Annotated in this window: 13 protein-coding genes and 2 pseudogenes; 11 read left to right on the forward strand and 4 right to left on the reverse strand. The window is 41.4% G+C overall.

The window, feature by feature from the left end; genetic code table 11:
* The 3 genes from K1I53_RS09140 to metK form a co-directional block, all read left to right on the forward strand.
* Nucleotides 1-2,088: SHIRT domain-containing protein (locus tag K1I53_RS09140; protein ID WP_223329169.1), on the forward strand; the 2,088-nt coding region annotated here is incomplete at its 5' end.
* A gap of 249 nt (nucleotides 2,089-2,337) precedes the next feature.
* The gene (locus K1I53_RS09145) at nucleotides 2,338-3,681 is read left to right on the forward strand and encodes a DEAD/DEAH box helicase (RefSeq protein ID WP_223329170.1); all 1,344 of its coding nucleotides are present in this window, start codon (nucleotides 2,338-2,340) and stop codon (nucleotides 3,679-3,681) included.
* 582 nt (nucleotides 3,682-4,263) lie between these two features.
* Nucleotides 4,264-5,454 (forward strand): methionine adenosyltransferase, encoded by a 1,191-nt coding sequence (metK, locus tag K1I53_RS09150; RefSeq protein ID WP_223329171.1) that lies wholly within the window; start codon nucleotides 4,264-4,266, stop codon nucleotides 5,452-5,454.
* A gap of 67 nt (nucleotides 5,455-5,521) precedes the next feature.
* On the opposite strand, the gene K1I53_RS09155 is transcribed toward metK, so the two are convergent.
* The 4 genes from K1I53_RS09155 to K1I53_RS09170 all read right to left on the reverse strand — a co-directional run bounded on the left by K1I53_RS09155 (nucleotide 5,522) and on the right by K1I53_RS09170 (nucleotide 9,180).
* Nucleotides 5,522-5,821: a DUF1827 family protein gene (locus K1I53_RS09155; protein WP_125449679.1), complete on the reverse strand. Its 300-nt coding sequence runs from the start codon at nucleotides 5,819-5,821 to the stop codon at nucleotides 5,522-5,524.
* A gap of 58 nt (nucleotides 5,822-5,879) precedes the next feature.
* Nucleotides 5,880-6,332, reverse strand: coding sequence for an NUDIX hydrolase (locus tag K1I53_RS09160; protein ID WP_223329172.1), 453 nt, complete (start codon nucleotides 6,330-6,332; stop codon nucleotides 5,880-5,882).
* A 130-nt stretch (nucleotides 6,333-6,462) separates the two neighbouring features.
* A complete protein-coding gene (locus K1I53_RS09165; RefSeq protein WP_223329173.1) occupies nucleotides 6,463-8,712 on the reverse strand; it encodes an ATP-dependent Clp protease ATP-binding subunit in 2,250 nt (749 codons plus the stop codon).
* Between the two features lie 237 nt (nucleotides 8,713-8,949).
* Nucleotides 8,950-9,180 (reverse strand): DUF1797 family protein, encoded by a 231-nt coding sequence (locus K1I53_RS09170; protein ID WP_000443579.1) that lies wholly within the window; start codon nucleotides 9,178-9,180, stop codon nucleotides 8,950-8,952.
* 189 nt (nucleotides 9,181-9,369) lie between these two features.
* Between K1I53_RS09170 and K1I53_RS09175 the strand changes: the two genes are divergently transcribed.
* The 8 genes and pseudogenes from K1I53_RS09175 to K1I53_RS09210 all read left to right on the forward strand — a co-directional run.
* Nucleotides 9,370-10,053 carry an amino acid ABC transporter permease gene (locus tag K1I53_RS09175; RefSeq protein ID WP_061408778.1) on the forward strand — a complete coding sequence of 228 codons (684 nt, stop codon included), beginning with the start codon at nucleotides 9,370-9,372 and terminating at the stop codon, nucleotides 10,051-10,053.
* On the forward strand, nucleotides 10,053-10,787 hold the full coding sequence (locus K1I53_RS09180) for an amino acid ABC transporter ATP-binding protein (RefSeq protein ID WP_223329174.1): 735 nt from the start codon (nucleotides 10,053-10,055) through the stop codon (nucleotides 10,785-10,787). The genes K1I53_RS09175 and K1I53_RS09180 overlap by 1 nt, the downstream gene beginning before the upstream one ends.
* A gap of 33 nt (nucleotides 10,788-10,820) precedes the next feature.
* Nucleotides 10,821-11,141 (forward strand): TfoX/Sxy family protein, encoded by a 321-nt coding sequence (locus tag K1I53_RS09185; RefSeq protein ID WP_038806274.1) that lies wholly within the window; start codon nucleotides 10,821-10,823, stop codon nucleotides 11,139-11,141.
* 149 nt (nucleotides 11,142-11,290) lie between these two features.
* Complete coding sequence (locus tag K1I53_RS09190) at nucleotides 11,291-12,148, forward strand: bifunctional methylenetetrahydrofolate dehydrogenase/methenyltetrahydrofolate cyclohydrolase (protein WP_185952348.1); 858 nt, start codon at nucleotides 11,291-11,293, stop codon at nucleotides 12,146-12,148.
* Between the two features lie 4 nt (nucleotides 12,149-12,152).
* Nucleotides 12,153-12,926 carry an HAD hydrolase family protein gene (locus tag K1I53_RS09195; RefSeq protein WP_038806272.1) on the forward strand — a complete coding sequence of 258 codons (774 nt, stop codon included), beginning with the start codon at nucleotides 12,153-12,155 and terminating at the stop codon, nucleotides 12,924-12,926.
* A gap of 354 nt (nucleotides 12,927-13,280) precedes the next feature.
* Nucleotides 13,281-20,444, forward strand: coding sequence for an SIALI-17 repeat-containing surface protein (locus tag K1I53_RS09200; protein ID WP_223329175.1), 7,164 nt, complete (start codon nucleotides 13,281-13,283; stop codon nucleotides 20,442-20,444).
* A 165-nt stretch (nucleotides 20,445-20,609) separates the two neighbouring features.
* Nucleotides 20,610-20,675, forward strand: a pseudogene (locus tag K1I53_RS09335) (YSIRK-type signal peptide-containing protein); the annotation flags it as partial.
* 321 nt (nucleotides 20,676-20,996) lie between these two features.
* Nucleotides 20,997-23,953, forward strand: a pseudogene (locus K1I53_RS09210) (beta-N-acetylglucosaminidase domain-containing protein); the annotation flags it as partial.

Below are 23,953 nucleotides of genomic sequence, written 5' to 3' on the forward strand. Positions count from 1 at the left end.
TACCAAGCAAGTTACCGCTTCGAGAGCGCAACATCAGGGAAATCTCTTCCAGCAGCCATCGCAGCCTTGACTCCAAGCGACAGTGCAACTTATGTGAATGGTGCCTCTGTTTCCGCTCAACAACCATCCCAAACCACTTACACCGACGCAGTGAACGACGGCACTTGGACCTTCAAGGGTTATGACGCAGCTAGCGCTGTAGTCAATAAGTCCGATGTTGAGTTTGTAGGGAAATGGTCCTTTGAAGCTAAGAAGTACCAAGCAAGTTACCGCTTCGAGAGCGCAACATCAGGGAAATCTCTTCCAGCAGCCATCGCAGCCTTGACTCCAAGCGACAGTGCAACTTATGTGAATGGTGCCTCTGTTTCCGCTCAACAACCATCCCAAACTACATACACAGATACTGTCAACGACGGCACATGGACCTTCAAGGGTTATGACGCAGCTAGCGCTGTAGTCAATAAGGCCGATGTTGAGTTTGTAGGGAAATGGTCCTTTGAAGCTAACAAGTACCAAGCTACATACCGCTTCGAGAGCGCAACATCAGGGAAATCTCTTCCAGCAGCCATCGCAGCCTTGACTCCAAGCGACAGTGCAACTTATGTGAATGGTGCCTCTGTTTCCGCTCAACAACCATCTCAAACGACTTACACCGACGCAGTGAACGACGGCACATGGACCTTCAAGGGTTACGACGCAGCCAATGCAGTCGTAAACAAGGCAAATGTAGAGTTTGTAGGAAAATGGTCCTTTGAAGCTAACAAGTATCAAGCAAGTTACCGTTTCGAGAGCGCAACATCAGGAAAAGCTCTTCCAGCAGCCATCGCAGCCTTGACTCCAAGCGACAGTGCAACTTATGTGAATGGTGCCTCTGTTTCCGCTCAGCAACCATCTCAAACGACTTACACAGACGCAGTGAACGACGGCACATGGACCTTCAAGGGTTATGATGCAGCTAGCGCCGTTGTCAACAAGGCTAATGTAGAGTTTGTAGGGAAATGGGCCTTTGAAGCTAACAAGTATCAAGCAAGTTACCGTTTCGAGAGCGAGACAGCAGGTAAGACTCTTCCAGCAGCCATCACAGCATTGACTCCAAGCGATAGTGATTCGTATGTGAATGGTACCTCTGTTTCCGCTCAACAACCATCTCAAACCACTTACACCGACGCAGTGAACGACGGCACATGGACCTTCAAGGGTTATGACGCAGCTAGCGCCGTTGTCAACAAGGCAAATGTAGAGTTTGTAGGAAAATGGGAATTCAAGGCGAATCCGACAAATGCTGAAACTTATACGCCTCAAGTAACGGAAGAAACTATCAAGGTTGGACAAACACCTGACTTGACCGATAATGTGACGAACTTGTCAAGCCTTCCAGCTGGCACTAAGGTAGTTGATATCACACCTGCAGGTCAAATTGACACAACAAAATCAGGTACTTACACAGGTAAGGTACGAGTTGACTATCCAGATGGTTCTTCTACTGAGGTGTCTGTACCAGTTAATGTTTTGCCTGCACCAGTAACTGAAACCTATCAAGTGACTTACCGCTTCGAAAGTGCAACCGCAGACAACAACTTGCCAGCAGAAGTATTGAGTTTACTTCCACAAAGTGGAACATATACTACAAGTTCTTCTGCAGCGATTGCTTTCGTTCCAGAAGCACCGATGCCTGTAGAAGTTGCTGTTGCAAATGGTACATGGACATTCTTAGGTTACCAAGAAGTGGAAGAGGAGGCAAATCTAACCTTCGTCGGTAAGTGGGTCTTTGAAGCTAAGCAAGATCCTAGTCCGCAACCACAGCCGGCACCAACGCCACAACCGCAACCAGCACCTCAACCAAATCCAGTTCCACCAGTTAATCCAGGAGAAGAGCAGGGTTCCGATAATAATCAGGCAAATAGACTTCAACCAAGAAAACCTGAAGAGAATCCACCAGCTCAAAGTCCAGCAGGAGAAAAGGAAAAACAAGCTACATTGCCAAATACAGGTAGCACTGCACCACTTTCACTCACTGGTCTAATGACTAGCTCTCTTCTTGCAGGTCTAGCAGCGTTGCTTCTTGGTCGCAAGCGGAAAGATGATTAAGCACTGATGTTATCTAGCAGCTTTCGACTTTTATAAGATTGTTAAGCAAGTAGTTGACTTTTTGCCAAGTGTATCTGAGTCAAAAGAGTTAACACTTAGAGAAGACCAATTTGGTCTTCTCTTTTTACGTTTCTAGTCTAAGAGAGGTATTTGGAGAAATTAAGAGCCTTATGATCGGTCAGATAAGTGTGGCTACAGAAAAAGAACAAAATATGGTATAATGGTTGTGAGAATAGAATCGAGGATAGTATGTCATTTACGAAATTTCAGTTTAAAAACTATATAGAAAAGGCTTTGGAGGAGTTGAAATTTACAACTCCGACAGAGGTTCAAGATAAGTTGATTCCCATCGTCTTGTCAGGTCGAGACTTGGTCGGTGAATCAAAAACAGGTTCAGGAAAGACACACACTTTCCTACTTCCTATTTTCCAGCAATTAGATGAAACTAGCGATAGTGTGCAAGCAGTGATTACGGCTCCAAGTCGTGAGTTAGCTACTCAGATCTACCAAGCAGCTCGTCAGATTGCAGTTCACTCAGATGTCGAAGTTCGTGTGGTTAATTATGTGGGTGGTACGGATAAGGCGCGTCAGATTGAAAAACTTGCCAGCAACCAACCACATATCGTTATCGGAACGCCAGGGCGTATCTATGACTTGGTCAAATCTGGTGATTTGGCTATTCACAAGGCTAAGACTTTTGTTGTCGATGAAGCCGATATGACCTTAGATATGGGATTCTTGGAGACAGTTGACAAGATTGCAGGAAGCCTTCCAAAAGATTTGCAATTCATGGTCTTTTCGGCGACCATTCCACAAAAGTTACAACCGTTCTTGAAAAAATACTTGTCAAATCCTGTCATGGAGAAAATCAAGACCAAGACAGTCATCTCAGATACGATTGATAATTGGTTGATTTCGACCAAGGGCCGTGACAAGAATGCTCAAATTTATCAGTTGACTCAGTTGATGCAGCCTTATTTGGCAATGATTTTTGTTAACACAAAGACGCGTGCTGATGAGTTACATGCCTACTTGACTGCTCAAGGATTGAAGGTAGCAAAGATTCATGGAGATATTGCTCCTCGTGAACGCAAGCGGATTATGAACCAGGTGAAAAATCTGGATTTTGAGTACATTGTTGCAACAGACTTGGCAGCGCGTGGAATTGACATTGAAGGGGTCAGCCATGTTATCAATGATGCTATTCCCCAAGATTTGTCCTTCTTTGTCCACCGTGTTGGACGTACTGGGCGCAATGGACTGCCTGGTACAGCGATTACCCTTTACCAGCCTAGTGATGACTCGGATATCCGTGAGTTGGAGAAATTAGGGATTAAGTTTACTCCTAAGATGGTCAAAGACGGAGAGTTTCAAGATACCTATGACCGTGATCGTCGCGCTAATCGTGAAAAGAAGCAGGATAAGCTTGATATTGAAATGATTGGCTTGGTTAAAAAGAAAAAGAAAAAAGTCAAACCTGGCTATAAGAAGAAGATTCAATGGGCGGTGGATGAAAAACGTCGCAAAACCAAGCGTGCTGAAAATCGCGCACGTGGCCGTGCAGAGCGTAAAGCAAAACGCCAAACATTTTAAGAACAAAATTGGAGCTGAATGGCTCCTTTTTGTAACTTCATTTTATAAATTATCGAAAAGAATGCAAAAATGAGTAAAAAGTGGTATAATGATAAGGTTATATAGTCCCGATAAGATGGTAGAAATTTCTATCAGTACTTTGTAACTCGCAAAGAATGACGGCTCCAAAGTCACTCGTCCTTCTACGGTTGCCGCTATAATGCGATCACCCTATGCGCCTTACTAGCTTCAGAAATAAAAAAGTATCGTTTTATTTCTTTCGCTTCGTAACTCGCATAGAATGACGGCTCCAAAGTCACTCGTCATTCTATGGTTGCCGCTATAATGCGGTCACCCTATGCGCCTTACTAGCTTCAGAAATAAAAAAGTATCGTTTTTATTTCTTTTGCGTCGTAACTCGCAAAGAATGACGGCTCCAAAGTCACTCGTCCTTCTACGGTTGCTGCTATAATGCGGTCACCTTATGCGCCTTACTAGCTTCAGAAATAAAAAAGTATCGTTTTTATTTCTTTCGCGTACTATAGGAATACCTATCAGTACTTTGTAACTCTATAACAATATTTTTTAAGGGGGGACATTTTTATGTCAGAACGTAAATTATTCACGTCTGAATCTGTATCTGAGGGGCATCCGGATAAGATTGCAGACCAAATTTCAGATGCGATTTTGGATGCTATTTTAACAGAGGATCCAGAAGCGCACGTTGCTGCTGAGACTGCTGTGTATACTGGTTCAGTCCATGTTTTTGGCGAAATTTCTACAAATGCTTATGTGGATATCAACCGTGTGGTTCGTGATACCATTGCAGAGATTGGTTATACCAATACAGAGTATGGTTTTTCTGCGGAGACGGTGGGAGTTCATCCATCGCTTGTTGAGCAGTCACCAGACATTGCTCAAGGTGTTAACGAAGCCTTGGAAGTTCGTGGGAATGCGGATCAAGATCCACTGGACTTGATTGGAGCTGGAGACCAAGGTCTCATGTTTGGATTTGCAGTGGATGAGACAGAAGAGCTCATGCCATTGCCAATCTCACTCAGCCACAAGTTAGTTCGTCGTTTGGCAGAACTTCGTAAGTCTGGTGAAATCAGCTATCTTCGCCCAGATGCCAAATCACAAGTTACAGTTGAGTATGATGAAAATGATCGTCCAGTACGTGTGGACACAGTCGTTATTTCAACTCAGCACGACCCAGAAGTCAGCAATGAACAAATTCACAATGATGTGATTAACAAGGTTATCAAAGAGGTTATCCCAGCCTCTTACTTGGATGAGCAAACAAAATTCTTCATCAATCCAACTGGTCGATTCGTCATTGGTGGCCCTCAAGGGGACTCAGGTTTGACTGGTCGTAAGATCATCGTGGATACGTATGGTGGCTACTCTCGTCATGGTGGTGGTGCCTTCTCTGGTAAGGATGCAACTAAGGTGGACCGTTCAGCCTCTTATGCAGCTCGTTATATTGCCAAGAATATCGTGGCAGCAGGTCTTGCTAAGAAGGCAGAAGTGCAATTGGCCTACGCTATCGGTGTTGCCCAGCCTGTTTCTGTTCGTATCGATACTTTTGGTACTGGAACGGTAGCTGAAAGCAAGCTTGAAAAAGCAGCGCGTCAAATCTTTGACCTTCGCCCAGCAGGAATTATCCAAATGCTAGACCTCAAACGTCCAATTTACCGTCAAACAGCAGCTTATGGACACATGGGACGTACAGATATTGACCTTCCGTGGGAACGTTTGGATAAGGTAGATGCTTTGAAAGAAGCTGTGAAATAAAATTAAAAGATTGGTAGTTTCTACCAATCTTTTTTTGCAAAAGAAAACCAGCTTTTGGCTGGCTTTCTTATTTTGTAGGAATAGAAATTTCAATCAATTTATCTGAATAGAGGGTCTTGATATTGGCTTCATCGATGCTATCTTTATCGATTTTGCGTTTCATGAAGAAATCTTGGATGGTTTCGATTTCTGGTTCACGAATAGCGCGGTGTTTGTTGGAAATGAGGATTTCATAGTGAAGCGGAGCTTGTGTGAAAATCACATCTGTGTTTCCAGCAGAATAGACCTCAACAAGGGTCGCGTCAGTACTTTCTAATTGGCTTTTAACAAGTTGCGAGTGTGAATTAGTCGTGTTGATAAGCTTCATAATAGTTCCTCCGATTTTCTAACTCTATTATAGCACTTTTTGGATAAAATCGTGTATTTTAGTCAATTCCATACTGGATTTTCCAAGCTTCAATTCCCCATTTGTGGCTACCACGTTTGAGTTTTTCTATTGCCTCGTCAATAGGAAACCAAGCAATATGATTAAAATCTTCCAATGGTTTTTGTACTTCTTGGAAAGAAGTAGCTTCATAGAGATAAGCTGGGTTGTAGTAGTAGGTATCACGGTGGCGAGAGTAGAAATACTCATCAGCTTGTCCGAAATAGCTTCCGATTTCAGCTGTAAAGCCAAGTTCTTCGATTAGTTCTCTATTCAGTGCTTCTTGATGGTCTTCGCCTGCTTCAATCTCTCCACCTGGCAAGAACCAAGCACCATTGGGAGCTTGAACTAGGACAATTTGTTTTTTTTCTGCATCCGGAATAACTGCGTACACACCATAGCGGGGCTGGTAGGTCACATTCTCTTTTTTTTCACCAAAAGTTGGGTTTGCCATTGCATTTTCCTCATTCTCTAGTATCTTTATTATTATCATAATGGACGAGGGGCGAGCTGTCAAGAATTTACAGTTATTTTAGTAAAAAAGGTGCAGAAAATGATAGACTTCCTGCACCTGTTAGATCGTTTTATTCTTCTTTTTCAGAAGCGACCTCTTCAGTTTTTTTGGCAGATTTGATTTGAATCTTACCATTGCTTGTCATAACTGCCTTGAGGTCTTTCTCACTTGGATTTTCAAGGTAGTAGTCTGTGATGGCATCCTCAATATGGTCTTGAATGGTGCGGCGGAGTGGACGTGCCCCCATTTTTGGATCATAACCTAGGTCAACTAACTTTTCCTTGACCTTGTCTGTTACATCAAGGTGGATGTTGTTGCTAGAGAGGCGTTTGTTGACATCCGCTAGCATGAGTTCGACGATTTGGAGGAGGTTGTCCTTGCTGAGAGGTTTAAATTCGATAATGCCGTCAAAACGGTTCATAAACTCAGGACTAAAGAAGTTACCAAGTTCACCGAGAACAGAGTTGGTTCGACCTTCACGAGCAGCTCCAAAACCAACGCTGGCTTCGGCCTTACCAGTACCCGCATTTGAGGTCATGATAATAATGGCATCCTTAAAGCTAACTGTACGTCCTTGCCCATCTGTCAAACGACCATCGTCCAAGACTTGAAGGAACATGTGCATGACATCTGGATGGGCTTTTTCGACTTCATCGAGAAGGATGAGTGAGTAAGGATTGCGACGAACTTTTTCCGTTAACTGACCAGCTTCATCGTAGCCTACATAGCCTGGAGGGGCTCCGACTAATTTAGCCACACTGTGTTTTTCCATGTATTCACTCATATCAAAGCGAATCATGCTGTCAGCAGAACCAAAGAGCTCAATGGCTAGTTGTTTGGAAAGTTCTGTCTTACCGACACCAGTTGGTCCGACAAAGAGGAAGCTTCCGATTGGTCGGTTAGGAGTTCCAAGTCCAACACGATTACGACGGATGGCTTTGGCAATCTTATCGACAGCTTCATCTTGACCAATGACATGAGCTTTGAGGTCGTCTGCTAGATGGATAAGCTGAGATTGTTCCTTTTCTTTTAGCTCACCAACAGGGATATTGGTTTTCTGCTCGATGATATGTTCAATCGTTTTCTCGCTGATGATTGGAGTATCCTGATCGGTCACCTTGTTCTTTTGCATTTCCTTGTACTTGGCAATCTGGTCACGGAAGTAGGCAGCTTTTTCAAAGTCTTCCTCTCGTGTAGCTTGAGATTTGAGATTTTCAGCTTCAATCAAACGCTGGTCAATCACTTTAGGATCGACAAAGTTCAGAGTCAGATTCATCTTAGAACCAGCTTCATCCAACAGGTCAATAGCCTTGTCTGGCAAGAAGCGGTCTTGGATGTAGCGGTTGGAAAGATTTGCAGCAGCTTCGATAGCAGCATCAGTATACTTGACGTGATGGTAGTCTTCGTATTTTTTTTGAACCCCTTTGAGGATGGTAATGGTTTCTTCGACAGTTGGTTCATCTACCTTAACAGGTTGCATACGGCGCTCTAGAGCAGCATCTTTTTCAATGATACGATATTCATTGAGAGTAGTGGCACCGACCATTTGCAGTTCACCACGGGCAAGGGCTGGTTTGAGGATATTTCCTGCATCCATATTGCCATCGCCTGCTGATCCTGCGCCAACAATTTCATGGATTTCATCGATAAAGAGGATGATATCCTCGCGTTTGCGAATTTCTTCCATGAGCTTTTGCATACGCTCTTCAAACTGGCCTCGGATACCCGTTCCTTGGACTAGACTGACCACGTCCAGACGGATGACCTGCTTACCTTGGAGTTTATGGGGAACATCACCATCAACAATCTTCTGAGCTAGACCTTCGACAACGGCAGTTTTACCAACACCTGGTTCTCCGATAAGGACAGGATTGTTCTTGGTTCGACGGTTGAGGATTTCGATAACACGGATAATCTCCTCATCTCGACCGATAACAGGGTCGATATCTCCTCGACGAGCAATCTCAGTAATATTGATACCATATTCCTCTAGGAGTCCTCTTTCTTGGCTAGGAGGTGTTTGAAGTGGGCCGCGGTTTTGAGGTCCATAACCCCCATTGCCCCCATCTCCTCCACCAGATTGAGTGGGAGGGATGTTATTAGAAGAAGGTCTGAAATTGTTCAAATCATTGAAAAAGTCTCCGAAAGGATCAAAGTCACGATTGTTTAGGTCAGTCATTCCTTTAAAGAGGGTATTGTTTGGGTCTGTTTTGATAATTTTATAGCAATTTTGACAGAGATCAATTTGCTTTTGCTGTCCATTGATATTGGTATACAGATGAATTGTTGAGTCGTTTATTTTACAGTTTTGACAGAGCATACATCTACCTCATTTCATTCTTATTCTTGTCCTAAGAAAAAAGGTCAAAAATAGTCAAAGTTTTATACTCTCATTATAGCATGATTAAGGTGTAAAGCAAGTAAAAAGATTGGGTTAGGGAGATTTCGAGAGAAGTTCTATAAGAAAATCTTTGCTTATGAGGGTAAGAAAAAATCCTATTTGCAGGGACAAAAAGGATTCTCGTTCATCAGTCAGGTTTTCCCTGCTGCTTTTTTATTAGTAAAGGAGTTCGTAGATCTCCATTGCAATCAAATCAATGCTATCAAAGGTATAGGTTTCACGCGCTTCAACATCGCGAAGGGTGAAGAGTGATCCATTTTCTTCGTCATAGCTGTATGCAACTTCTGCAACAACAACTCCTTCACGTTCAAAATTACGTTTTAGATTTCCGCCATCTTTTGTCATAGCTTCTAGGCGGTTGATGATTCTAACCAAATGTGATTCCATTATGATTCTCCTCCATTTCTTATCGTTACTATTTTACCATAAACCACGGGGACTTGACTAGAAAAAACTAAGATTTCTCGCTATTTCTCTTTTGCATAAAATTATTGGTGAAAATCAGTGAAAAATATTGAATTTTAATTCAAATCATGTTATAATCATACAATCTGATATTTAGAAAGCTGAGTTTATATGAATTTTTCCTTTTTACCAAAGTATTTACCTTATTTTAATTATGGTGCTCTTATCACTGTAGTGATTTCAATTCTGGTAGTCTTTTTCGGTACCATTCTAGGCGTCTTATTGGCCTTTGCTCAACGATCACGTTTTAAGCCTCTTGTCTGGTTTGCAAATGTCTATGTATGGATTTTCCGAGGAACACCGATGATGGTGCAAATTATGATTGCATTTGCCCTCATGCATATCGATGCGCCCACTATTCAAGTAGGGATTTTAGGTGTGGACCTTTCCCGCTTAATTCCAGGTATTCTGATTATCTCGATGAATAGTGGTGCCTATGTGTCTGAAACCGTTCGTGCAGGGATCAATGCAGTTCCTAAAGGACAATTGGAGGCGGCTTATTCCTTGGGTATTCGTCCCAAAAATGCCATGCGCTATGTCATTTTGCCACAGGCAATCAAAAATATTCTTCCAGCATTGGGAAATGAATTTATCACCATTATCAAGGATAGTTCTCTTTTGTCAGCGATTGGGGTGATGGAGCTGTGGAATGGGGCAACGACAGTAGCAACAACAACTTATTTACCGTTGACTCCCCTTTTATTTGCAGCCTTTTATTACTTGATTATGACTTCTGTTTTGACAGTAGCCTTGAAAGCATTTGAAAATTATATTGGACAAGGAGATAAGAAATAATGACAGAAACCTTGATAAAAATTGAAGGCTTGCATAAGTCTTTTGAAAAAAATGAAGTCTTGAAAGGGATTGACCTTGAGATTAAAAGAGGGGAAGTTGTGGTGATTATCGGTCCATCAGGTAGCGGGAAGTCAACCCTCCTTCGCTCGATGAATCTCCTTGAAGAAGCAAGTAGAGGTAAGGTTATCTTTGAAGGAGTTGATATCACAGATAAGAAAAATGACCTTTTTGCCATGCGTGAGAAAATGGGCATGGTATTCCAACAATTCAACCTCTTTCCAAATATGACGGTCATGGAAAATATCACCTTGTCTCCGATCAAGACCAAAGGTGAAAGCAAGGAAGTTGCGGAGAAAAGAGCACAGGAACTGTTAGAAAAAGTTGGTTTGCCAGATAAGGCGACGGCCTATCCTCAGAGTTTGTCAGGTGGTCAGCAACAACGGATTGCCATTGCACGTGGTTTGGCAATGGAGCCAGACGTTTTGCTCTTTGATGAGCCGACTTCAGCCCTAGACCCTGAGATGGTTGGAGAGGTTTTAGCTGTTATGCAAGACCTCGCCAAGTCAGGGATGACTATGGTGATTGTGACTCATGAAATGGGCTTTGCGCGTGAGGTGGCAGACCGTGTTATCTTTATGGCGGATGGAGTTGTTGTCGAAGATGGAACGCCTGAGGAGATTTTCGATCAAACAAAAGAACAACGGACCAAGGAATTTTTGAGTAAGATTTTGTAAGACCTCATTTTTAGAAGAAATGGAGTAGGCATCATGGCTTCCAGTAAAGAATATTTAGATTTTATTCTTGAACAGCTATCGGAACTAGGGGAGATAAGTTATCGTCCAATGATGGGAGAGTATATCCTTTATTATCGTGGGAAGATTATTGGGGGAATCTATGATAATCGTCTGTTACTTAAGCCTGTGAAGGTGGTTTTGGATCAACTGGGACAAACTAGGCTTGAACGTCCTTATGAAGGAGCTAAGGAAATGATTTTACTAGAAGACCTTGAAGACAAGTCATTTCTAGCGAGACTAATCAAGGATATGTATGAAGTTTTACCGGCTCCCAAGGTCAAAAAGAAAGCATGACAAGTTTACCTAGTATAAATAGGCACTAAAAGCTCGATAAGAGCTTTTTCTTATAGTTTCAAACTATAAGGTCTATTAGTCAAGAAGTGTTAGAATGACAAGTCATTTTTTGATATAATAGAAGATATTTGATAGAAAAGAGAAGAAATATGGCACAGATTATTGATGGGAAGGCTCTTGCAGCTAAGTTACAAGGACAGTTGGCTGAAAAGACAGCCAAACTAAAAGAAGAAACAGGTCTAGTTCCAGGCTTGGTGGTGATTTTGGTTGGGGACAATCCTGCCAGCCAAGTCTACGTTCGCAACAAGGAACGGTCAGCTCTTGCTGCTGGCTTCCGTAGTGAAGTTGTGCGAGTTCCAGAAACTATTACACAAGCGGAATTGTTGGACTTGATTGCTAAATACAATCAAGATTCAACTTGGCATGGGATTTTGGTTCAGTTACCTTTACCCAAACATATCGATGAAGAGGCGGTTTTATTAGCCATTGACCCAGAAAAGGATGTGGATGGTTTCCATCCCCTAAATATGGGGCGCCTTTGGTCTGGTCACCCAGTTATGATTCCTTCGACACCTGCAGGGATTATGGAGATGTTCCATGAGTATGGGATTGACCTGGAAGGTAAAAATGCGGTTGTTATCGGTCGCTCAAATATTGTTGGAAAACCGATGGCTCAGCTTCTTTTGGCTAAAAATGCAACAGTGACCTTGACCCACTCACGCACCCATCATCTTGCTAAGGTTGCTGCTAAGGCAGATATTCTTGTCGTTGCAATCGGTCGCGCTAAGTTTGTGACTGCTGACTTTGTCAAACCAGGAGCGGTTGTCATTGACGTTGGGATGAACCGAGATGAAAATGGCAAGCTTTGTGGAGATGTTGATTATGATGCTGTTGCACCACTGGCTAGTCACATTACACCTGTACCTGGTGGAGTTGGTCCTATGACGATTACCATGCTAATGGAGCAAACCTATCAGTCAGCGCTTCGAACACTAAACAAGGACTAGGAAAATGAAATTCGTATTTGACCTGGATGGAACGCTATCTTTTGACTACATGACCATAGACGAGGAGATTCAGCAGGTTCTTTTAAAGGCTGAAGATTATGGTCATGAGCTTGTGTTTGCATCAGCTCGCTCTTATCGGGATTGTTTGGGTTTATTAGGTTCCGAACTCAGTCAGCGCTTGGTCATAGGGTTGAATGGAGGCGTAGCCTATCATCTGGGGAAGGCTATCTTCGAAAGGAATCTCGATGCTAAAGTTTATCAGGCGCTAGTGGATTATTGCCAGACTTATAATCTCCCTTTCTTTGTAGATGATTGCTTTGACTATAGTGGTCAGATTGTGGAGAAGATTCCATTTTTCTCCAGTGTGGATCCCCTAAAGGTCGCTCGTCATCAGAAACTCGAGGACTTGGGTACTCCGATTAAGGTAGTCGTTTATATGGGTGACCATGAGGAGTTGCTTGATGATCTGCTTGGTCAGTTAGAAAGACTGGGGCAGGCTCATCTCTCCTATCATGCGCATGAAAAGTGTCTTTATGTCAACCCCTTAGATACTCACAAGGCTACAACAGTTGAAACGTTATGTGGGGAAAACTTCATCGCCTTTGGAAATGATCAAAACGATATTGAACTGTTTAAGACATCTCTTTATTCAGTTCAGATAGGAGACTTTGCTGGCCTTACTCCATATGCAGATGAAACGTTAGAGCTAAAAGGAGCTCCTTCTCCAGCAGTAGCAGCCAAAATCTTACAGACTTTTGCGGAATTTAAGGGAAAATAGTGTAGAAGGAGGTAGAACAAGGTTCGCCTTCTTTTTATGTAGAGTAATGCAGTCTATAAACTATAAATTTGAAGTTTGAAAAAGATATTAATGGAATTCAATTTGTAGTAGAAAGAATCTAGAATCGAAAGCTATTTTCATTGCAACTATTCCTTCTTAAATGACCCCTTCTTATATATCATTTTATTGGGTTAAATTAATGGAAAATAATTGCAATTTAAGGTGCGTTTTGATATATTTAATATATAAAATATATTATAAAACTTGGTACTTGTTTGTGTATTCAGAAGGAGGTTATTTTTTAAAATAAAGTAAACGCTTACTTTGTATCAAGAAAAAGAAATGAGGATTTTAATGAACAAAAGACTTTTTGATAAACGTTGTCATTATAGCATTCGTAAATTTGCAATAGGTGCGGCATCTGTAATGATTGGGGCTAGTATATTTGGTATTTCTGCTGTACAAGCTGAGGAGGTGGCTTCATCCAATGCTAAAACAGAAGAAACAACTGTTCATCAAGCTCAACCTTTAGATAAGCTTCCCGATGATGTGGCAGCTGCTATTGCAAAGGCTGATGAGAATGGTGGGCGTGAGTTTGTAAAACCAAAAGCTGAATCGGCAGAAGACAAAGTGACTAAGGATACAGAACCTACTACACCTACTAACGAGAGTAGTCGTGAATTGGTTAGTCCTAAAGGGGAAACTCCAAATAAAGTAGAAGAAGGAAACAAGGCTGATAACAAACAGAAATCTGAAGAGGCAAATCCAAAGCCTGTTGAATCTGCAGTAACAGCTGGAACAGAAGTGAAAGAGGATTCTAAAAAAACTTCTGAAAAGGACCAAGTGAAAGCAGACACAGAGATTAAACCTTCTTCTGAAAAATCGCAAGTGCTGTCTAGAGAGTCAAACAAAGCCGAAGTTGAAAAGGAAAAACAGCTATTATCGGAACGAAAACAAGATTTTAATAAAGATTGGTATTTTAAACTAAATGCCCAAGGAGATTTTTCAAAAAAAGATGTGGATGTTCATGATTGGTCTAAATTGAATCTTCCTCATGATTGGAGTATTTATTTTGACTTTGATCACAAGTCTCCCGCTCGTAATGAAGGTGGGCAGTTAAATGGTGGAACAGCTTGGTATCGTAAGACTTTCACATTAGACGAAGCAGACAAGAATAAGGATGTTCGTATCAATTTTGATGGGGTTTACATGGATTCAAAGGTCTATGTAAATGGTAAATTTGTCGGACATTATCCAAGTGGCTATAATCATTTTTCATATGATATCACAGAATTTTTAAACAAGGATGGTAGTGAAAATTCAATTACTGTTCAAGTGACCAATAAGCAACCAAGTAGTCGTTGGTATTCAGGAAGTGGGATTTATCGTGATGTAACCCTTAGTTATCGTGATAAAGTCCATGTTGCCGAAAATGGTAATCATATCACTACTCCAAAACTTGCTGAGCAAAAAGAAGGGAATGTTGAAACACAGGTTCAAAGTAAGATTAAAAATACGGATAAGAAGGCTGCTAAAGTCTTTGTAGAACAACAAATTTTTACTAAGGAAGGTAAGGTTGTTTCAGAATTAGTCCGCTCTGAAACGAAGAATTTAGCAGAAAATGAAACTGCAGATTTCAGACAAACAATCCTAGTTAATAAACCAACTCTTTGGACGACAAAAAGTTATCATCCTCAACTGTATGTGTTGAAAACAAAGGTTTATAAAGAAGGTCAACTAGTTGATGTAACAGAAGATACATTTGGTTACCGTTATTTCAATTGGACTGCTAAGGAAGGTTTCTCTCTAAATGGTGAACGCATGAAATTCCACGGAGTAAGTATTCACCATGACAATGGAGCCTTGGGGGCAGAAGAGAATTATAAGGCTACCTATCGTAAATTAAAACTCTTGAAAGATATGGGGGTTAACTCTATTCGAACAACCCACAATCCAGCGAGTCCTCAGTTGCTTGATGCTGCAGCTAGTTTAGGTCTTTTGGTTCAAGAGGAAGCTTTTGATACTTGGTATGGTGGCAAGAAGACTTACGACTATGGACGGTTCTTTGATCAAGATGCAACTCATCCGGAGGCTAAGAAGGGTGAGAAGTGGTCTGATTTTGATCTCAGAACAATGGTAGAACGTGATAAGAACAATCCGTCTATCGTCATGTGGTCTCTTGGAAATGAGGTAGAGGAGGCAAATGGTAGTCCTCGTTCTATCGAAACTGCTAAACGCTTGAAGGCAGTTATCAAAGCGATTGATACTGAGCGTTATGTAACCATGGGGGAAAACAAATTTAGTCGTGCGGCGACAGGTGATTTCTTGAAACTCGCAGAAATTATGGATGCTGTCGGTATGAACTATGGTGAACGTAATTATGATGCTGTTCGTAGAGCGCATCCAGACTGGCTCATTTATGGTTCTGAAACTTCTTCAGCTACTAGGACGCGTGATTCTTATTATAACCCTGCTCAAATCCTTGGACATGACAATCGTCCAAATCGTCACTATGAACAATCTGACTATGGTAATGACCGTGTTGGATGGGGAAGAACAGCTACTGAATCATGGACTTTTGACCGTGATCGTGCTGGCTATGCTGGACAATTTATCTGGACAGGAATTGACTATATTGGAGAACCGACTCCATGGCATAACCAAGATAGTACACCTGTCAAGAGCTCTTACTTTGGTATTATTGATACAGCTGGTTTACCAAAGAATGATTTCTACCTTTACCGTAGTGAATGGTATAGTGCTAAAGAAAAGCCAACTGTTCGCATTTTACCACATTGGAACTGGACTGAAGAGACCCTTAAGGATCGCAAGATGCTGATTGATGGAAAGGTTCCAGTTCGTACCTTCTCAAATGCTGCAAGCGTCGAATTGTTCTTAAATGGAGAGTCGCTTGGTAAAAAGGAATTTACTAAGAAAAGGACAGAAGATGGACGTCCATATCATGAGGGAGCTAAACCAAGTGAATTGTATCTTGAGTGGCTTGTGAAATACCAACCAGGCACACTGACTGCGATTGCTCGAGATGAAAATGGCAACGAAATTGCGCGTGATAGTGTGACAACTGCTGGGGAGCCAGCAAGAGTTCGTCTGACTAAAGAAGAGCATGTTATCACTGCAGATGGAAAGGACCTATCCTACATCCATTATGAAATTGTTGATGGCGATGGTAATGTGGTTCCTACAGCTAACAATCTTGTTCATTTCAATCTTCATGGTCAGGGACAAATCGTTGGTGTGGATAATGGAGAACAAGCTAGTCGTGAACGCTACAAAGCTCAAGCAGATGGAACATGGCAAAGACGTGCTTTCAATGGTAAAGGGGTTGTCATTGTAAAATCAACAGAAAAAGAAGGTAAATTTACTCTTTATGCAGATTCTGCTGGTTTGACATCTGATAGCGCAACGGTCGCAACGGTGTCTGGTAAGAAAGAAAATCGTCACTTTGTAGCCTTTGCTCCTGTAAAAGCAACAACTGATGTGACGACAAATCCTGAATTACCTCAAACAGTAACAGCTATTTATAGTGACGGTAGTGTTGAGGAAAAGACTGTAACTTGGGAAATGCCATCTGACTTGCTTACAAGCGCAGGTGAGAAAAAAGTATCTGGACGTGTAGAAGGTTTGGAAACTAAAGCTGAGGCACTTGTTAAAGTGATTGCTTTAGATAGATGGTTACCAAAAGTTGCTACAGTCCCAGTTGGAACGAATGCGGCTGATTTGGATAAAACGGTCACAGCTGTTCTGACAGATGGTAGCTTGATTGATACTGATGTTGTTTCTTGGACCTTGAAAGACCCTGCTGCTTTGAACAAGGAAGGTGGACGTACGGAGGCTACTGGTAAATTGGTAGATGACGACCGTGAAGTGACTGCAACCTTTATCGCAAGTAGTAAGGAAACAACAAGTAGCATTACAGGACTTACTGTTGGGGATAAAGCTCTTGAGAATTTTGAGTCTGGCAAGACCTATTACCGTGTATCCCTTCCTTACACTGCAACTATTCCAAGTGTTGGAACTCAGACTACCGGATATCAAGTAACTGTTCAGCAAGCTTCTGCTGATAATGGTTATCAGGCTTCTGTCTTCTTGAGTGACCAAAAGGGTGATTTGGTTCAAACTTACTTAATTCAGTTTGTGAAGGAAGCTCCTGCTTTGAAACGTTTGGAAGTGGTTGTAGAAGGAAAAGAAACTGCCACTGAAGATCAAGTATTAACTTATCACGTCATTGGTCGTTATGAGGATGGTTCACAAACAGAGTTTTCGGCTTCAGATATTCACTTAGAAGCTAAATCATCTGATGGGGGACATCTTGAGGTGAATGGTCAGAATCTATTGCTCTATACTAAGGGAAGAGTGACTTTGACACCTCGAATCGATAATCAAACAGAGAAAACAGAATCTGTAACCACTGAAGTGGAGATTAAAGAAAATAAAGTCAGCAAGAAGATTGTGAAACTTCATCCTGTGTCTGTTTCTACAGATATCAATCAGCAACCGAATCTACCTAAAGAAGTTGGAGCAGAATTTGATAAGGGCTTGCCACGCAAAGTATCTGTAGCTTGGGATAAGGTAGATGAAAAAGAGTTGGGGCACTATCATAGCTTTACGCTTAAAGGACATGTGGAAGGCACAGATATTGAAGCTCAAGCGACTGTAACGGTTGAAGGATTGCAAGTTGCAGAGGAAATCAGTCTCACAGTACCTAAGGGTGAGACGGTTCAATTGCCAGCTAATGTCCGGGCTTACCATTCTAACGGAACAACTATCTACAAAGATGTTGTTTGGGATCAGGTTCCAGCCAACTTTAGTCAAACTGAAGGGGTCTATGAAATCAATGGTCGTTTAGTAGGTAGCAATCTGACAACTAAAGCTCATGTTCGAGTGTCTAGTCAAGTGGTTGCTGGAAATAATATCTCTAAACAATGGACAGGTTCACAATTACCAGCTGCCATTGTATCCAATACAGGAGGAGATGACACAGCCAACACCTTGAACGATTTGACTGTATCAAGAACGCCATCAGATGCTAAAAATAGATGGACTACTTGGAGAACAAATACTGATAATGACTGGGCTTCTATCTTATTTGGTAATTCAGGAGACTTGACGAAGCGTTTTGTCAACAATTTGTCGGTTGATTTCTATACTGATGGAGCAATTGGTCTTCCAAAAGAATATGTAGTTGAATATTATGTAGGTAAAGAAATTCCAGATTTACCAAGTGATGTCAGTCATGCGCAACGAGATAGCAATCATCCATTTAATAATCCAGACAATTGGAAAGCAGTTGAAAACTTACATGCTCCAAGTCAGCTGTCTGCAACTCAAACCAATCACTTCACATTTGACAAGGTCGAAACCTACGCTGTTCGTATTCGTATGAAGAAAGCAGATGGAACATCAGGTGTTGGTCTGACAGAGCTAACTGTGCTTGGAAACAAGGTCTTAAGTGAAACAAGTTCAGAGATTTCTATCAAGGTAGATGGCAAGGATCTTGAACATTTTAATCCATCTAAGACAGATTACTATATCCCTCAATCTAGCAAAGAAATCACAGCAACAGCTAGCAATAATGGTTTGGTAACAGTTGTTCCTGCAACAAGTCCAAAAGGTGCAACACGTCTCATCTTGAAAGCAGAAGATGGTACGGTGTTGAAAGAATATCGAATTTTCCGCAATGATGAGAGAGAAACTAGTCAACCTCTTGCTGCAGAAAACAGTGCTAAAATCTTGAATGTTGGAGACAATCTTCAACTTCCTTCAGAAGTAAGTGTTTATTATCCAACTTCAACTAATTGGACTACAGATAAACTTGCAGTGAAGTGGGATGCTATTCCTGAACATGAGACAGAGCATGAGGGAACATTTGAAGTTACCGGTCATGTCATTGGTACAAATCTAACGACTAAAATGCAGGTGACAGTTGTTTCTAAAGGCAATCAAGTTATTTCAGAAAATCCAAGCAACAATGAAACTGATTCTAAAGCCTTTGCTTCGACAACGAACGATACTCAAGCAGCTTCACATGATCGAATTTTCTATATCAATGATGGAAAATACAATGAAGATGGACGTTGGACAAACTGGTCTCGTACTCCGAAAAATCAAGAAACTTCTGTTGGATTACTCTTTAAGAAGGATGGAAAAATTGCTTCTCAATCTATTGGGAAAGTAGCCATTCAGTTCTTTAAAGATAGTGGCACAGATGCTCCAGAGAAAATGGTTCTAGAAAGATATATTGGTCCTGCTTTTACAGAACCAAGTACGATTTCTCGTTACGAAGAAAATGCCGATCATCCATTTAACAAGGCAGAAAATTGGGCACCAATTTCTTACAAAGCTTCTGGAGAATTAGTAGCTGGTAAACCAATCGAGTTTAACTTTGAACCGGTTCAAACGACAGCTATTCGTGCGCGCATGACTCGTAAGGCTACCACCAATGGTCTTGCACTTGTAGAATTTACAGCCTACTCTGCAGGCAAGGGATCAGAAGTGGAAACACCATCAGCGACTATTTCGATCGACGGAAAAGCATTGGAAAACTTTGATCCAAATGTGACAGATTACACTCTAACAACAATGGGTTCAAAACCAAAAGTCACTGCAACAACTAGTGGACATGGAGTAGTTACAGTTGTAGATTCTGGAAATGCCAATCTTCCAACACTGGTTCGTCTTGTTTCCAAAGATGGAAATCTGGTGAAAGAATATCGTTTACACTTTAAGTTTACCTTCCAAACAACACCAACAGAAGGCGTTAAGAACTTAGTAGCAGAAACTCCAAGTTTGGAAATTGAAAAGACTCCGCTTCCGTTTAAAGAAGTTATTCGTGAAAACCCTGAACTTGCTCAAGGTCAACGTCGTATCGTTTCTGAAGGACAAGATGGAGAAAAAGTTGACTATATTCAAGTTTTGGGTACTACTAGAAGTCTTGTTCATTCTGAAGAAAGAAAGGCTCGGGATCGCATTGTTGAAGTAGGAGTGAAAGCATCTATTTCAAGTAGTAAAGGCGAGGAGCCAGCTCCAGTCAATGAAGTTCCAGAATTCAAAGGAGGTGCTAACTTTGTAGAAGCAGCAGTCAATGAAGTTCCAGAATTCAAAGGAGGTGCTAACTTTGTAGAAGCAGCAGTCAATGAAGTTCCAGAATACACAGGAACTCTTGCTACTGTAGGAGATCAAGCGGCACCAAGCGTTGAGAAACCTGAATTTAAGGGTGGCGTTAATGCTGTAATGGCTCTAGAACATAAACTTCCAGAGTATCATGGTGTTCTAGCCACGGTAGGAAATGAGGAAGCGCCTATTCTTGAAAAACCAGATTATCCAGTAGAGCTATTAGCTCATGACCAGACTATAAAACCAAATGTTTCAGTAGTAAAAGAAGAGCAAAATAGATTACCAGAAACAGGTGAGGGAGAATCTGAAACAGCTATTTTCTTGGCAGGTGTTAGCTTGGCCTTGTCAGCAGCCCTATTAACTGCAAAACGAAAAGAGGATTAGTTTGTGCGTCTAATGCTATCCTATTGGTATAGCTTGGTCGATGATAAAAAATCACATCGATAAATGAGTTGAAGAGATGGAGAGGACCGATTAGGCCTCTCCGTCTTTACTAGTAAAAATGGAATCGTTTACTTTCGTGTTTGGATGAAAGGAGATAAGATAAAGATGGATAAAAATTTTTTCAATAAACGTTGTCATTACAGTATTCGTAAATTCGCTATTGGAGTAGCTTCTATTATGATTGGTGCCAGTATCTTTGGTGTTAATTTAGTAGAGGCAGCAGAAACAGGTAGTGTAGGAGATAAAGAGGGAACTATAACTCAAGCTCAGCCATTGGAAAAGTTACCTGATGAACTTGCAGCAGTTTTGAAGAAAGCAGAAGAAAATGCTGGGAAGGAAGATAGCTCGACAGTTGGAAATGGAGAAACTACAGGAACGATTGGTTCTACTGATTCGACAAATAATCTTAAACCAGCTGAAGCACCTGGAATTCCAGAGAATGAAACAAAGCCGTCTGAAGCCATGAGTGGAGGACAAAATGATAAAGAAATGGCTAAACCTAGTCAACCAATTACACCTGAAACTCCAAAAGTAGAGCAAACAGGTGATGGAACAGTTGAATTGGCAGATCAATTCACTGCAAGTAAACCAGCTAGCGAAGACAGCATTGTGGCTGCCAGCAAGAGCGCAGACTATCTCAAGAAAGAGTACAAGGTCTTCCCAACTCCACAAAAAGTGACTTATGGAGAAGGAGTCACAGCCCTTCGTAAGCAAGTCAATCTGGTCATGGGCGATCAACTCGATATCTATACTCGCAATCGCTTGAAGAGTGTCTTGCAGGACAATCAAGTATCTTATACAACTGGTAAGGCAGCAATCGCTGGCGCAACCAATATCTATCTTGGAGTGCATGGACAAGGTTCACAAGCAGAGCAAAACTTGTCCAATGTTTCAGCAGGTCTCTTTGACAAGATCGATGCCTATGCCTTGAGCATCAAGGATAATTCGATTTCCATCGTCGGAAAAGACACAGATGCGGTCTTTTATGGTTTGACAACCTTGAAACATATGCTCAAGGAAAGTCAAGTGCCAGTCCTTCGCAATGTGACAGTGGAAGATTACGCTGAAATCAAGAACCGTGGGTTTATCGAAGGTTACTATGGAAATCCATGGTCTAATGAAAATCGTAAAGAATTGATGCGTTATGGAAGTGAATTGAAGTTAACTCAATACTATTTCGCACCAAAAGATGATCCATACCACAATAAGAAATGGCGTGAACTTTACCCAGAAGAAAAACTGGCTGAAATCCGAGAACTTGCACGTGTCGGTAATCAAACGAAAACACGTTATGTTTGGACCATCCATCCATTTATGAACAATCGTATCCGCTTTGGCAATGAAGCGCATTACCAGGCTGATCTTGCAACCATAAAGGCTAAGTTTACTCAGTTGTTGGACGTGGGAGTGCGTGAATTTGGTGTGCTTGCAGATGATGCACCAAGCCCAGTTGGTGGTTACCATAGTTATGTTCGCTTGATGAAGGATATCACAAATTGGTTGACTGAAAAACAAACAACATACAGTGGTCTCCGTAAAGATATGATTTTTGTTCCTGCCTGGTACATGGGGCAAGGAACTGAAGCTGAACTTCGAACCTTGAATGAACATCTTCCTGAAAATGTCCATTTAACTCTTACTGGTGGAAAGGTCTGGGGGGCTGTTGACCAAACATTCTTAACGAACTTAAAGAAAAATTTAACAGAAGGTGGTAAGACTTACCGTCCAATTCAGTTCTGGATTAACTGGCCATGTAATGATAATACAAAACCCCACCTAATTCTTGGAGGTGGTGAAAAATTCTTACATCCAAATGTTGATTTATCACTTGCACAAGGAATTATGCTAAATCCAATGCAACAATCTGAAGCATCTAAAGTGGCACTTTTTGATATGGCTCAGTATGGATGGAAACAATGGAGAAGTGTAGAAGAAGCAGAACAAATCAACGATATGGCTTTTAACTATGTAGTTAATGATCATTTTGAAGAAAGCAGTGTTTCGAAGGCTTTTCGAGAACTCGGAAAACACATGCGCAATCAAAATAGACCTCCCCATGTCACTAAATTAGAAGAGTCTGTAGAATTGGCTCCAAAATTGACAGAATTCTATAACAAACTCAAATCTGGTCAAAATCTGGATACTGAAAGAAAAGAGTTGAGGGAAATTTTTGCTGGTTTGAAAGCCAATGCTCTATTACTTAAAGAAAAAGGTGATCAGAAATTAATCGAACAAATTCACTATTGGTTAGAGAATACAGTAGATCAAATGAACGCGCTTGAAGCTTTCCTAACAGCTACAGAAGGTCTTACTGAAAAGAATGATGCCAAGGTGTGGGAGTATTATCAGGCCGGAGTCAAACATTATGACCAGTCAGTTAAGTATGCCTTCTTTTACGTTGACCATTATGAATACGCAGAATTTGGTGTCCAACATATTCGACCATTTATCAATAATCTCAAAGAATACTTAGCCTTACATATCCAAGCAATGTTGAATCCAGATAAATTTGTGACAACATTTATTACGAATCGTGCTGGAATAGAAGGCGGATTGAAAGAAGTCACAGATGGTGACTTTGATACACATGTGATTGCCAAAACAACCATTGTGATTGAGAGAGGCGATTATGTAGGCTTGCGCTTTAATAAGGCAATTAAAATACACAAATTAGGTTTCGCTACGGGTACTAATACGGCCGATAATTATACCTTTAGTAATGCTCTTGTTGAATATCAAAATGAACATGGAGAATGGGTAGCCATAACGAGCCCCGCTTATACTGGTAGAGAACGTATTCTGGAATTTAATGACCTCGATATCACAGCTCAAGCTGTTCGTATGATAGCAACAGCTAAGAAGGATAATGCTTGGCTTGCCATGCGTGAAATTGCTGTTAACAGACCCCTAGAATTGGGTAGTAAGAAGGTTAGGGGCACTATTAGTTTAAGTCCAAACCTTGTTTACAAATATGGAACAAGTGTTGTTCAGATGCAAGATGGTCGAGAAAACACAGAATCCATGATGGCACATGTTGATCAGACCAATGTCACACCAGCGCAAGCCTGGGTACAAATGGACTTAGGTGGACTGCACAAAGTAAAACGAGTTCATCTGATGCAAGGGGAACGAGACAAACTAGCATCTGGTGTCATCGAATATTCTGCAGATGGTACAAATTGGACAACGCTTCAAAATTTATCAGGGCAACGAACTTCTGATATTGTGCAAGAATTTACAACTCGTTTTGTTCGCATTCGCAATACACGAACCTTAAATAAGTGGTGGAGAATTGCGGAATTTACAGTAGATGTCAATAGTCCAAATCTTGACTTAACGGACACCAACGTAGACGCCTTGAAGGAAACACCAGTAGTGGATAGCTTGGGCAGTTACGAGCTTCAAATTCCAGCTGGGACCAAACTCCCTGCTCATAGCTATCTAGGTAT

Source organism: Streptococcus oralis (assembly GCF_019929365.1).
Taxonomy (GTDB): domain Bacteria; phylum Bacillota; class Bacilli; order Lactobacillales; family Streptococcaceae; genus Streptococcus; species Streptococcus oralis_BT.